This is a genomic window from Streptomyces sp. NPDC059443 (assembly GCF_042750105.1).
GTDB lineage: Bacteria > Actinomycetota > Actinomycetes > Streptomycetales > Streptomycetaceae > Streptomyces.
The window spans coordinates 97363-109789 of sequence record NZ_JBHYVM010000031.1 but is presented as its reverse complement, the minus strand read 5'-3'; the positions used below and the strand labels follow the sequence as shown (position 1 = coordinate 109789).

Sequence of the window (12427 nt, the reverse complement as noted above, 5' to 3'; positions counted from 1 at the left end):
TTTCCGACTCTATCAGAGTCAGTCTCGCTTGTTTTCCGCCTTCCAGGTCCTGCGCTTTCGCGCTTTTCCCTTTCCGGCGAGTCCGACTCTATCAGATCCTTTCGGGCCTGACTCCCAGTCAGCGGGGTTTGTCGTTTGGGCTGTTGGGCCCTTGCGCCGAGTGAGACAGTAGCGGATTCCTTGCCCCCGAACCTAATCGGGGGCCGCGTCCGAGAACGCGGATTCCTCATTCGCAAATACGCATGAAAACAGAGACGACGGAGTGCGTCGCTCGTTCGAATGTGTAGTGCGGGATGGCTGTCCGGGGACCGACCGGGGTCGGCGCTCACTTCGGACAACTCGAAGAACCTTACGGATCGGGAACAGGTGTGTCAACCCCGGCCTCGGCGTCACCCCGGGGGTGGGCCGGCTGGGCGGTACGGGGCTGCGTGCGACCCCGTACCGCCCGGGCGTCAGCTGTTGCCGGAGGCGAGTTCGCGGCTGCGGTCGCGGGCCGCTTCGAGGGCGGCGATCAGGGCGGCGCGGACTCCGTGCTTCTCCAGCTCCACGATCGCGTTGATGGTGGTGCCGGCCGGGGAGGTGACGGCCTCACGGAGCTTGACCGGGTGTTCCCCGCTGTCCCGGAGCATGACGGCGGCGCCGATGGCGGCCTGGACGATCAGGTCGTGGGCCTGGGCGCGGGGCAGGCCCAGGAGGATGCCGGCGTCGGTCATGGCTTCGACGAGGAAGTAGAAGTAGGCCGGGCCCGAGCCGGACAGGGCGGTCGCCGCGTCCTGCTGGGATTCGGGGACGCGCAGGGTCTTGCCCACGCCTCCGAAGATCTCCTCGGTGTGCAGGAGGTGCGCGGAGGTGGCGTGGCTGCCGGCCGAGATGACGGACATGGCCTCGTCGACCAGGGCCGGGGTGTTCGTCATGACGCGGACCACGGGGGTGCCGGGAGCGAGCCGCTCCTCGAAGAAGGAGGTGGGGATGCCGGCCGCGCCGCTGATGACCAGGCGGTCGGCGGGGACGTGCGGGGCGAGCTCTTCGAGGAGCTTGCCCATGTCCTGCGGCTTCACGGTGAGGATGAGGGTGTCGGCGCGCTTGGCGGCCTCGGCGTTGCTGACCGCCTCGACCCCGTAGCGGGTGCGGAGCTCCTCGGCGCGCTCCGCGCGGCGGGCGGTGACGAGGAGCTTGGAGGCGGGCCAGCCGCCGCGGATCATCCCGCTGAGCAGGGCCTCGCCGATCTTGCCGGTACCGAGGACTGCGACTGTCTGGGTCATGCCTTCATCTTTGCATCCGGGTGGTGCGGGGCGGTTCGGTGTCCGCAGTGCGGTCAGGCGTGCGGTCAGGGCGTCCGGCGGCGGAGGGTGGCGGCGCCGAGGGTCAGGACGAGGAGGGCGCACCCGGCGACGACGACGGCGTCGCGGACGAAGTCGGCGGTCATGTCGGTGTGGGTGAGGACCTGGGTCATGCCGTCGACGGCGTAGGACATGGGCAGGACGTTTGAGATCCCCTCCAGGACCGGCTGCATGGTGTCGCGCGGGGCGAAGAGCCCGCAGAGCAGCAGCTGGGGGAAGATCACGGCCGGCATGAACTGGACGGCCTGGAACTCGGACGCGGCGAAGGCGGAGACGAACAGGCCGAGGGCCGTGCCGAGGAGTGCGTCGAGCAGGGCTACGAGCAGCAGGAGCCACGGGGAGCCGACGACGTCGAGGCCGAGGCCCCAGAGGGCGACGCCGGTGGCGAGCAGGGACTGGATGACGGCCATGGCGCCGAAGGCGAGGGCGTAGCCGGCGATGAGGTCGCCCTTGCCCAGCGGCATGGCCAGGAGGCGTTCCAGGGTGCCGGAGGTGCGCTCGCGCAGGGTGGCGATGGAGGTGATCAGGAACATTGTGATCAGCGGGAAGATGCCGAGGAGGCTGGCGCCGATGCTGTTGAAGGTCCGGGGGCTGCCGTCGAAGACGTAGCGGAGCAGGACCAGCATCAGGACCGGGACCAGCAGCATCAGGGCGATGGAGCGGGGGTCGTGGCGGAGCTGGCGCAGGACGCGCGCCGCGGTGGCGGTGGTTCGGGCGGCGTTCATCGGGTGCTCCCCTTGGCTTCGGCGGTGGCAGCGGCGGCGCTGGCTGCGGCGTTGGCTTCGTCCACGAGGCGTAGGAAGCCTTCCTCGACGGTGTCGGCGTGCGTACGGGTGCGCAGTGCGTCCGGGGTGTCCTGCGCGAGGATGCGGCCCTCGCGCATGAGGAGCAGGTCGTGGCAGCGCTCGGCTTCGTCCATGACGTGGGAGGAGACGAGGAGGGTGGCGCCCCGGGTGGCGGCGATCTCGTGGAAGAGGTTCCACAGTTCGCGGCGCAGGACGGGGTCGAGTCCTACGGTCGGCTCGTCGAGGACGAGGAGCTCCGGGTTGCCGAGGAGGGCGACCGCGAGGGAGACGCGGCTGCGCTGGCCGCCGGAGAGGTTCCCGGCGAGGGCGGTGGTGTGGGTGGTGAGGTCCACGTCGGCGATGGCGCGGGTGACGGCCTCGCGGCGGCGGTCGGCGGCGGCGCGGCCGGGGTCGAGGATCGCGGCGAAGTAGTCGAGGTTCTGCCGGACGCTGAGGTCGTCGTAGACGGAGGGCGCCTGGGTGACGTAGCCGATGCGGGAGCGGAGCTCGGGGTGGCCGGCGGGGCGGCCGAGGACGTCGAGGGTGCCGGTGACGTGGGCCTGGGTGCCCACGACGGAGCGCATCAGGGTGGACTTTCCGCAGCCGGAGGGGCCGAGGAGGCCGGTGATGCGGCCGCGGGGGACGTCGAAGGTGATGGCGTCGATGACGGTGCGGGGGCTGCGGCCGGTGCCGCGGCGGACGGTGAGGTCGCGGGCTTGGACGGCGGTGGCCCCTTGATTATTCATCATGTGATGAATAATGCTCCCGGCTGTGCCGGGGGCGCAAGCCTGAGGGGTGTGGAGACCCTGTTCGGATCGGCCGGCCGGGCCCGGGGCTACTTCTTGCGCTTGGGGCGGCGGGCGGCCGGGTTGCCGGTACGGGAGCTGCGGCGGCGGGCGAATTCGGCCACGGCGTGCTCGTACTCGGTACGGCGCAGCTTCTCGCCGGGCGCTTCGGTGAAGCAGCGCAGGAAGTACGCGATGAGGCCGCCGATGAAACCGATCGCCTTGAGCCCCTTGAGGGCCGCCTCGTCGGAGGACGGGGCCTGGCGGCGGCTGAAGGAGTCCCAGGTCTTCGCGAAGGCGATGGAGCTCGCGATCGCGAAGAGGACGATGACCGAGATGCTGAGGAACGGTCCGACGTTCCCGATCTCCAGGCCCTCGTAGGAGAGGCGGAGCAGGAAGGCGCCGGCGACGGCGATGACCAGTGCGCCGACCGCCACGGCGACGCGGCGCAGGCCGTAGCCGCCGTCGTGGTTGACCCAGGTGGTGCCGAAGAACCGGATCGCCTCGGGCTCGGGGCCGGCGGGTACGGGGGTGACGGGCTGCTGCGCCGGGGACCCGGCCTCGGCGGCCGGCTCGGCGGGGGTCTGGTCTCGCTGGTCGTCGCTCACACCGGCGATTATCCCCCGCCGGCCGGTGCCCGCCCGGGGTGTCTCACTGGTCAGACCCCGGGAGGGACCCGGATGGACCTCGGGCGCGGTGGTCGGAGCTCAGGCGCAGTGGGTGGCGACGTAGCCGTCGCTGCCCGTCTTCACGTAGGCGTCCGCGACGAAGAGACCGTTGCCGATGTTGTCCCAGATGTCCGAGGTGCCGTAGGGACCGCTGACGGTCTCGCCGTCAGTCTGGCAGCGGATCGTGACGGTGGCGCCGTAGGGCAGCACCTTGACGACGCCGTAGCCCGTGCCCGGACCGCTGCGGACGTTCACCCGGTAGCCCGGAGCGACCGGAAATGTCTGAAAACCGGACCCGTCGGCCGCAGTGGCGACCTGGCTCATTTCGTTCTCAACGGACATGCGAAAACTCCCCCCTTTGGTGTTGCTGTGCGCAACTCGCGCAGGGTAGCAGGACCTTGGAGATTCGCACGGGGCATCGACTAGGCTCCGGCGGGGGTGGTGAGCGGTGCATTCGCTGCGCACGGACTACGTGGGGTTTCCGGAGTACGCCGGGCAGTACCGGCTTGAGTCCGTGCTCGGTTCCGGCGGCATGGGTGTCGTCCACCTGGCCACTTCCGAGTCGGGGCTGAAACTCGCCGTCAAGATCGTGCACGCCGAGCACGCCGTGGACCCCGAGTTCCGGGCCCGGTTCCGGCAGGAGGTCACGGCCGCCCGGCGGGTCAGCGGAGCCTTCACCGCGCCCGTGGTGGACGCGGACCCCGACGCCGAACGGCCGTGGATGGCCACGCTGTTCATCGACGTCCCGACCCTTTCCGAGCGGGTACGGGAGCGCGTGCTGGAGCCCCGGGAGCTGCTGCGGCTCGCCGCCGGCCTGGCGGAGGCCCTGCGGGACATCCACCGGGCCGGGGTGGTCCACCGGGACCTGAAGCCCAGCAACGTACTGATGGCCCCGGACGGGGTGCGGGTCATCGACTTCGGGATCTCGCGGCCCGCCGACAGCGATCTGCGGACCGAGACGGGCAAGCTGATCGGCACCCCTCCGTTCATGGCTCCGGAGCAGTTCCAGCGGCCGCGCGAGGTCGGGACCGCGGCCGACGTGTTCGCCCTGGGGGCCGTACTCGTCTACGCGGCGACCGGGCGCGGGCCCTTCGACTCCGACAGCCACTACCTCGTGGCCTACCAGGTGGTGCACAGCGAGCCCGATCTGACCGGGCTGCCGGAGCCGCTCGTACCGGTCGTGGCCCGGTGCCTGGCCAAGGATCCGGCCGAGCGGCCGACCGCGGACGCGCTGATCGCGGCGTTGCGGGCGGTGGCGTACCCCACCGACGAGGACACCCACACCTTCATCCCGCGGCCGCGGGAGCCGGTGGCCGGCGAGCAGGACACGCACCGGCGGGACCGGATCGGCGTCGATGGGAACGACGCCGGCGGCATCGACGTCGGCCTCGGCCGCCCGGGTCCGCCGTCTGACCCCGCCCCGGGGCGCCGGCGGCGCACCCGGGTGGCCGTGGCGGCGGGGCTCGGGCTGCTGCTGGCGGGCGGCTCCGTGGCCGGCTACCTGTGGTCCGGAGCCGGCACCGGACCCGGCCACGCGCCGCCGAAGCAGACCGCCGCCCCCGGGGCGACCGGACCGAAGCGGGCCTCGGCCTGGTCGGTGCCCCTGGGCGAACACGGCACCGCGTGTTCCTGGCACGCCGCGGCCCTGTACTGCGCGGGGGCCGGGCTGGCGGTGGCCCGGCTCGACGAGGCGAACGGCTCGGTGCTCTGGTCGGTACGGGCCGCGCACGGAGCCGCGTCGGACGGGGTCCCCTTCCCGGCGGCGGGGCTGGTGTTCACGGTGACCAGCGGGGGACGGCTCCTCCAGGCGCTGGACCCGCAGACCGGCGCGAAGCGGTGGGAACACCCCCTGCCGGACGGCACCCGGGTGGTGCCCGCCGGAGCGCTGGTGGTGATCGCGAGCCCGGGCGGGAAGGCGACGGCCACGGCGCTGGACGCGGCCACCGGCGCCGTCCGGTGGACGAAGCAGATCGGCGGGCTGGGCTCCGTGTGGTGCGCGGGGCCGGACCAGCCCGGTGGAGCCGCGTTGTACGTCTCCACCGCCGCCGCCGACGGGAAGTCGACGCAGGTCTCGGCGGTCGAGGCGGCGAACGGCACCGTACGCATGCAGGTCCGGGTCTCCGGAACGGTGGAGCCGGTCGCCGCGTCGGCCACCGCGCTCCATCTGCTGGAGACCGGTACGGATTCCACGACCCGCGCGGTCGTGCGGATCGACCTCGGGTCCCGGGCCGTGCGCACGACGAGGCTGTCGGCGCCGCTGCTCCAGGCACAGGCGGCCCTCGGCCCCGACGGGGTGGTGTACGTCTTCGGAACCTCGGGCGCGCTGGCCGCCGTGGGCGAGGAGCGCGAGAAGTGGCGGCTGGAGACCGGGGTGACCGCCGCCTCGCGGCCCGTGGTCGGCGACGGCCGGGTGTACCTCTCGGCGCTGGACGGGCGGCTGCTCGCGGTCGACGCGGGGGCCGGGCGGCTGGTGGGTCAGACCAAGCCGCGGATGGGGGCCGGGAAGGACACCTTCGCGGCCAGCCTGCCCGCGCCCGTCGTCGGGGACGGCCGGGTGTACGCCTCCGCGCCGGACGGGACCGTCTTCGCCGTGCCCTCGGGGGATCCCGCCGGGTGGTGAAACGGGTCCGGCCCCGCCCGGAGGTTTCGGGGCGGGGCCGGATCGTACGGCGTGCGGGGTGCCGCACGGGGTGCGTCGTGGCGTGCGGGTCAGCGCTCCAGGAGCGAGACGTCGCGGACGGCGCCCTTGTCGGCGCTCGTCGCCATCGCGGCGTAGGCGCGCAGGGCCGCGGAGACCTTGCGCTCGCGGTCCTTCGGGGCGTAGACCCCGCCGAGGGCCGCGTGGCGGGCCGCGATGGTGGCGTCGTCCACGAGGAGCTCGATGGAGCGGTTCGGGATGTCGATCCGGATCCGGTCGCCGTCCTCGACGATCGCGATGTTGCCGCCCGAGGCCGCCTCCGGGGAGGCGTGGCCGATGGAGAGGCCGGAGGTGCCGCCGGAGAAGCGGCCGTCCGTGACCAGGGCGCAGACCTTGCCGAGGCCGCGGCCCTTGAGGAAGGAGGTCGGGTAGAGCATCTCCTGCATGCCGGGACCGCCGCGCGGGCCCTCGTAGCGGATGACGACCACGTCGCCCGCCTTGATCTCCTTGCGGAGGATCTTGTCGACGGCCTCGTCCTGCGACTCGCAGACCACGGCCGGTCCCTCGAAGGTCCAGATCGACTCGTCGACGCCGGCCGTCTTCACGACGCAGCCGTCGACGGCGATGTTGCCGCGCAGGACGGCGAGCCCGCCGTCCTTGGAGTACGCGTGCTGGACGGAGCGGATGCAGCCGCCCTCGGCGTCGAGGTCCAGGGTCTCCCAGCGCTCGGACTGGGAGAAGGCGGTGGCGGAGCGCTGGCAGCCGGGGGCCGCGTGCCACAGTTCCATGGCCGTCTCGGTGGCGGTGCCCGAGCGGGCGTCCCACTTCGCGAGCCAGTCTTCGAGGTTGTCCGAGTGGACCGAGGTGACGTCCTTGTTCAGGAGTCCGCCTCGGTGCAGCTCGCCGAGGATGGCGGGGATGCCGCCGGCCCGGTGGATGTCCTCCATGTAGTACGTGCCGCCGGGAGCCACGTTCGGCGCGACCTTGGACAGGCACGGGACGCGGCGCGAGACGGCGTCGATGTCGGTGAGGTCGTAGTCCAGGCCCGCTTCCTGCGCCGCGGCCAGCAGGTGCAGGATCGTGTTCGTGGAGCCGCCCATGGCGATGTCGAGGGCCATGGCGTTCTCGAAGGCCTCGCGGGAGGCGATGTTGCGCGGCAGGACGGAGTGGTCGTCCTGCTCGTAGTGGCGCTTGGTGATCTCGACGATCGTGCGGCCGGCGTCCTCGTACAGGGCGCGGCGGGCGGTGTGCGTGGCGAGGACCGAGCCGTTGCCGGGGAGGGCGAGGCCGATGGCCTCGGCGAGGCAGTTCATCGAGTTGGCCGTGAACATGCCGCTACAGGAGCCGCAGGTGGGACAGGCGTTCTCTTCGATGCGCAGGACGTCTTCGTCGGAGACGTTCTCGTTGGAGGCGTCGACCATCGCGTCGATCAGGTCGAGCTTGCGGACGGTGCCGTCGACGAGCGTCGCCTGGCCGGCCTCCATCGGGCCGCCGGAGACGAAGACCACCGGGATGTTGAGGCGCAGGGCGGCCATCAGCATGCCGGGGGTGATCTTGTCGCAGTTGGAGATGCAGATCAGCGCGTCGGCGCAGTGCGCCTCGACCATGTACTCGACCGAGTCCGCGATCAGGTCGCGGGAGGGCAGGGAGTACAGCATGCCGGCGTGGCCCATGGCGATGCCGTCGTCGACCGCGATGGTGTTGAACTCGCGGGGGACGGCGCCGGCGGCCAGGATGGCGTCGGAGACGATGCGGCCGACCGGGGCCAGGTGGGTGTGGCCGGGGACGAACTCCGTGAAGGAGTTGGCGACCGCGATGATCGGCTTCCCGATGTCCGCGCTCGCTACGCCCGAGGCGCGCATCAGCGCACGTGCGCCTGCCATGTTGCGGCCGTGGGTGACGGTGCGGGACCTCAGCTCGGGCATCGGGTTCACTCCCCATGAGTACGGCGGCGTACGTTCGCCTGCCGCGACTGTGGATATGGCTCTTACGAGGCTACGCCCCCTGCCCGCGATCCGGACGGGCGGTCCGGATGTCGGGACGGGTGGCTCAGTACTCGGTCACTCTTCCGTCAGGTAGCGCTGGAGGGTGGGGGCCACCAGTTCGATGATGGTCTCCGGGTCCGCCGACGCGAGGGGCTCGACCTGGACCACGTAGCGCAGGATCGCGATGCCGACCATGTGGGAGGCGGCGAGCTCGGCGCGGAAGGTCGGGTCGGGGACGTTGAGGTCAGCCGCGATCCGCTCCAGGAGCCGGTGCAGGATCAGCCGGCGGAGCACCTTCGCGGCGGCCTCGTGGGTGAGGGCCGAGCGGATCACGGCGAGCAGCGGGGTCCGGGTGACCGGGTTCTCCCAGACGCCGAGGAAGTAGCGGGCGAGGCGCTCGCCGATGCCGTCGGGGCCCGCGCCGATGATCGCCGGGAGGACGAGGGCGGGCTCCATGCTGACCTCGATCGCCGCGGCGAAGAGGTCGTCCTTGCTGCCGAAGTAGTGGTGCACCAGGGCCGGATCCACGCCGGCGGCCTTCGCGATCCCGCGTACGGAGGTCTTGTCGTAGCCCCGCGCCGCGAACTCGGAACGCGCGGCGAGGCGGATCCGCTCCTGGGTGCCGGGGCCGTCGTCGGCCTCGTCCTGGCGGGGGCGGCCGGGGCCGCGGCGGGGGCGCTGCGCGGGTTCCGTCACGGGCGCGGGGTCCCGGCCGGGGCGGCGCCGGCCGCCAGGTGCAGACGGGTGAAGGCCAGGGCCTCGGCGAGGTCGGCCTCGCGCTCCGCCGAGGACATCGCGCGGCGGGTGTTGACCTCGATGACCACGTGCCCGTCGAAGGAGGTGGTGGCGAGGCGCTCCAGCAGCTCGGCGCAGGGCTGGCTGCCGCGGCCGGGGACGAGGTGCTCGTCCTTCGCGGAACCGTTTCCGTCGGCGAGGTGGACGTGGGCCAGGCGGTCGCCCATCCGGTCGATCATCGCGGTCGCGTCGGTCCGGGCGGTCGCGGTGTGGGAGAGGTCGACGGTGAAGTGGCGGTAGTCGTCCTTGGTGACGTCCCACTCGGGCGCGTACGCGAGCATTTCGCGGTCGCGGTAGCGCCAGGGGTACATGTTCTCGACGGCGAACTTGACGTCGGTCTCGTCCGCCATCCGCCAGATTCCGGTGACGAAGTCGCGGGAGTACTGGCGCTGCCAGCGGAAGGGCGGGTGCACGACGACCGTGGACGCGCCGAGCTTCTCGGCCGCCGCCTGGGCGCGCTGGAGCTTGGTCCACGGGTCGGTGGACCAGACGCGCTGCGTGATGAGGAGGCAGGGCGCGTGGACGGCCAGGATCGGGACCTGGTGGTCGTCGGAGAGCCGGCGCAGGGCGTCGATGTCCTGGCTCACCGGATCCGTCCAGACCATGACCTCCACGCCGTCGTAGCCGAGGCGCGCGGCGATCTCGAAGGCGGTCGCCGTCGACTCCGGATAGACGGAGGCGGTGGAGAGGGCGACCTTCGCGCTCGGGATCCGGACTGGTTCTGCCACGGGGACAGGGTACGGGTCGAAGCGGGCGGGGGCGGGGGCGGGACGGCTTCCCGCACCCCGGGGGAAGGCTGGTCAAACGCCGACGACGTGGACCCGGTTCCCGCAGAGCTTCGTCATGTCGTCGACATCCGACGTCAGCAACACGATGGGGCGGAGCTGCCGCAACGCGGCTTCGGCAACAGCTGCGTCAATGGCGTACTTGTGGCCGTGGAGACCCGCCTCCATCAGGAGGGCCGAGGCCGCCCGAGCCTCTTCGTCCCCTACGGAGATCACGCGGAGACCGGAGAGGATCCGGTTCAGCCGCGCCTTGTTGGTGCGGGTGTGCACGGCCTCGATGATCGTGAGGGCGCAGACCACCACTTCCATGCCCCGACCACGGGCTTCCGCGACGAGGGCCACCACGGCTTCCTCGTCGTCGAGGAGCTTCGACAGGCCCTCGCTGTCGAGAACCAACGTGCCCTCGTGGCTCAGCCTGCGGCGGGCCACGCCTCGTCCTCCGCGAAGATCTCGTCGAAGACTCGTCGTGCCACCTGCCGGGACTCGGCGCCGAGGGGGCCGCGCCGCTGCTCGTAGTCGGCCAGGTACTCGTCGAGGATCTGGCCGCGAAGCTCACGTTCGACCGCCGCGGCGACGAAGGCGGAGAACTCGCGCTTGCCGACGCGCGAGCGGATCGCTTCCGCGGTTCCTTCCGGCAGCGACAGGCTCACTCTGGCGGCCGGTCCCTCGCCGATGCCGTAGGTCGTCTCAGACATACCCCACAGCATACTCGGGCGTATCAAAGGAGTAGGAAATCGAGGTGCCCCTACGCCGCCGGTCCGCCCGGCGTCGGCAGGTGGTCCAGGCGGCGGAGGATGACGCCCTCGCGCAGGGCCCAGGGGCAGATTTCGAGGGAGTCCACGCCGAGGAGGTCCATCGCCCCCTCCGCGACCAGCGCGCCCGCCAGCAGCTGGTTGGAGCGGCCCTCCGAGACGCCCGGGAGGGCGGCCCGCTGGGCCGTGGTCATCGCGGCGAGGCGCGGGACCCACTCCTCCAGGGACTTGCGGGTCAGGTCCCGCTGGACGTACAGGCCGTCCGCGGAACGGGCCGCGCCCGCGATCCGGGCCAGCTGCTTGAACGTCTTCGAGGTCGCCACCACCCGGTCCGGGGTCCCGAAGCGGCTGAACTCGCCGACCGTGCGGGCGATCTGCGCACGGACGTGGCGCCGCAGGGCCCTGATGTCGGCCGGGTCCGGCGGGTCGCCCGGCAGCCAGCCCGAGGTCAGGCGGCCCGCGCCCAGCGGGAGGGAGACGGCCGCGTCGGGGTCCTCGTCGATGCCGTAGGCGATCTCCAGCGAGCCGCCGCCGATGTCCAGGAGCAGCAGCTTCCCGGCCGACCAGCCGAACCAGCGGCGCGCCGCCAGGAAGGTCAGGCGCGCCTCGTCGTCGCCGCTCAGGACCGGCAGTTCGATGCCCGTCTCGGCCTTGACCCGGGCGAGGAGTTCGTCCGCGTTGGTGGCCTCCCGTACCGCGCTGGTCGCGAAGGGGAGCAGGTCCTCGCAGCCCTTGTCCTCGGCGGCCTGCACGGCGCCCCCGATGACGGAGACCAGCCGCTCCACGCCCTCCGGCGTCACGGCGCCGTGTTCGTCGAGCAGCTCCGCCAGCCGCAGTTCCACCTTGTGCGAGTGCGCCGGGAGCGGGCGCGCGCCGGGGTGCGCGTCCACCACCAGCAGATGGATCGTGTTCGAACCCACATCAAGGACACCGAGTCTCATGGGAGGAAACGCTACTGGGCCGAAGGCGTAGGGGTGGAGTAAGGGGCGCTTAGGCTGGGGTTTGTGCCAAATACGAAGAAGGCCAACAAGTCCAAGTCCCGGTCGGACAAGACGAAGCCCCCGAAGCCTCCGAAGGGCTCGCAGGCCCCGAAGGCGAAGAAGGACCTCGTCGCCGATGAGAAGGGGCTCGACTTTCCCAGGGCCTGGGTGGAGTTTCCCGATCCCGCCGACGAGGAGCAGATCTTCCGCTGCGACCTGACCTGGCTGACCTCCCGCTGGACCTGCATCTTCGGCAGCGGCTGCCAGGGCATCCAGGCGGGGCGGGCGGACGACGGCTGCTGCACGCTCGGCGCGCACTTCTCCGACGAGGACGACGAGAAGCGGGTCGCCGAGAACGTGGCGCGGCTGACGCCGGAGCTGTGGCAGTTCCACGACGTCGGCAGCGAGTCGGGGTGGACGCAGCACGACGACGGGGAGAAGCAGACCCGGCGCTGGGACGGCGCCTGCATCTTCCTCAACCGGCCCGGGTTCCCGGCGGGGGCCGGCTGTTCGCTGCACATCCTGGCCGTGCGCGAGGGCAAGGAGCCGCTGGAGACCAAGCCGGACGTGTGCTGGCAGCTGCCGATCCGGCGGACCTACGACTGGATCGACCGGCCCGACGACACGCGGGTGCTCCAGGTGACGATCGGCGAGTACGACCGGCGCGGCTGGGGTCCGGGCGGCCATGACCTGCACTGGTGGTGCACGTCGGCCACGTCCGCGCACGGCGCCGGGGACCCGGTCTACGTGTCCTACCGCGCCGAGCTGACGGAGCTGATGGGCAAGGAGGCCTACGAGGCTCTCGTCGCGCTCTGCGAGGCGCGGCTGGCCTCGCTGCTGCCGATGGCCCCGCACCCGGCGGATCCGGTGCCGCCGGCCAAGGCCGAGGGCTAGGCGGAAGGCTAGGCCGAAGC

13 protein-coding genes are annotated in these 12427 nt (G+C 71.9%); 2 read left to right on the top strand and 11 right to left on the bottom strand.

Going from position 1 to position 12427, the window contains the following annotated elements; genetic code table 11:
- Nucleotides 1–452: 452 nt before the first annotated feature.
- From proC to ACFXDJ_RS26900, 5 genes are all read right to left on the bottom strand, one after another.
- Nucleotides 453–1262, bottom strand: coding sequence for a pyrroline-5-carboxylate reductase (gene proC, locus ACFXDJ_RS26920; RefSeq protein ID WP_330297905.1), 810 nt, complete (start codon nt 1260–1262; stop codon nt 453–455).
- A 65-nt stretch (nt 1263–1327) separates the two neighbouring features.
- Nucleotides 1328–2065 (bottom strand): ABC transporter permease, encoded by a 738-nt coding sequence (locus ACFXDJ_RS26915; RefSeq protein ID WP_384653311.1) that lies wholly within the window; start codon nt 2063–2065, stop codon nt 1328–1330.
- Nucleotides 2062–2874: an ABC transporter ATP-binding protein gene (locus ACFXDJ_RS26910; RefSeq protein WP_384653313.1), complete on the bottom strand. Its 813-nt coding sequence runs from the start codon at nt 2872–2874 to the stop codon at nt 2062–2064. The genes ACFXDJ_RS26915 and ACFXDJ_RS26910 overlap by 4 nt, the downstream gene beginning before the upstream one ends.
- Nucleotides 2875–2960: 86 nt before the next feature.
- Entirely contained in the window at nt 2961–3518 is a 558-nt protein-coding gene (locus tag ACFXDJ_RS26905; protein WP_384653315.1) for a hypothetical protein, read from the bottom strand.
- Nucleotides 3519–3617: 99 nt separating this feature from the next.
- Nucleotides 3618–3920, bottom strand: a complete 303-nt coding sequence (locus ACFXDJ_RS26900; RefSeq protein WP_384653317.1) for an SH3 domain-containing protein — start codon at nt 3918–3920, stop codon at nt 3618–3620.
- A gap of 106 nt (nt 3921–4026) precedes the next feature.
- Here ACFXDJ_RS26900 and ACFXDJ_RS26895 point away from each other — a divergent pair, with 106 nt between their 5' ends.
- Nucleotides 4027–6198 (top strand): protein kinase, encoded by a 2172-nt coding sequence (locus ACFXDJ_RS26895; RefSeq protein ID WP_384653319.1) that lies wholly within the window; start codon nt 4027–4029, stop codon nt 6196–6198.
- Between the two features lie 89 nt (nt 6199–6287).
- Here the strand turns inward: ACFXDJ_RS26895 and ilvD are convergent, their stop codons facing one another.
- The 6 genes from ilvD to ACFXDJ_RS26865 all read right to left on the bottom strand — a co-directional run bounded on the left by ilvD (nt 6288) and on the right by ACFXDJ_RS26865 (nt 11474).
- Nucleotides 6288–8141, bottom strand: a complete 1854-nt coding sequence (gene ilvD, locus ACFXDJ_RS26890; protein ID WP_384653321.1) for a dihydroxy-acid dehydratase — start codon at nt 8139–8141, stop codon at nt 6288–6290.
- A gap of 135 nt (nt 8142–8276) precedes the next feature.
- Nucleotides 8277–8897, bottom strand: a complete 621-nt coding sequence (locus ACFXDJ_RS26885) for a TetR family transcriptional regulator (RefSeq protein WP_384653323.1) — start codon at nt 8895–8897, stop codon at nt 8277–8279.
- Nucleotides 8894–9724 carry a sugar phosphate isomerase/epimerase family protein gene (locus tag ACFXDJ_RS26880; RefSeq protein ID WP_384653325.1) on the bottom strand — a complete coding sequence of 277 codons (831 nt, stop codon included), beginning with the start codon at nt 9722–9724 and terminating at the stop codon, nt 8894–8896. The genes ACFXDJ_RS26885 and ACFXDJ_RS26880 overlap by 4 nt, the downstream gene beginning before the upstream one ends.
- A gap of 72 nt (nt 9725–9796) precedes the next feature.
- Complete coding sequence (locus tag ACFXDJ_RS26875) at nt 9797–10210, bottom strand: DNA-binding protein (protein ID WP_384653327.1); 414 nt, start codon at nt 10208–10210, stop codon at nt 9797–9799.
- The gene (locus tag ACFXDJ_RS26870) at nt 10192–10476 is read right to left on the bottom strand and encodes a hypothetical protein (RefSeq protein ID WP_384653329.1); all 285 of its coding nucleotides are present in this window, start codon (nt 10474–10476) and stop codon (nt 10192–10194) included. Before ACFXDJ_RS26870 ends, ACFXDJ_RS26875 begins: the two co-directional genes overlap by 19 nt.
- A 50-nt stretch (nt 10477–10526) precedes the next feature.
- The gene (locus tag ACFXDJ_RS26865; protein ID WP_384653331.1) at nt 10527–11474 is read right to left on the bottom strand and encodes a Ppx/GppA family phosphatase; all 948 of its coding nucleotides are present in this window, start codon (nt 11472–11474) and stop codon (nt 10527–10529) included.
- A 63-nt stretch (nt 11475–11537) separates the two neighbouring features.
- On the opposite strand from ACFXDJ_RS26865, the gene ACFXDJ_RS26860 reads away from it, so the two are divergent.
- Complete coding sequence (locus ACFXDJ_RS26860) at nt 11538–12407, top strand: hypothetical protein (protein ID WP_384850527.1); 870 nt, start codon at nt 11538–11540, stop codon at nt 12405–12407.
- Nucleotides 12408–12427 lie beyond the last annotated feature (20 nt).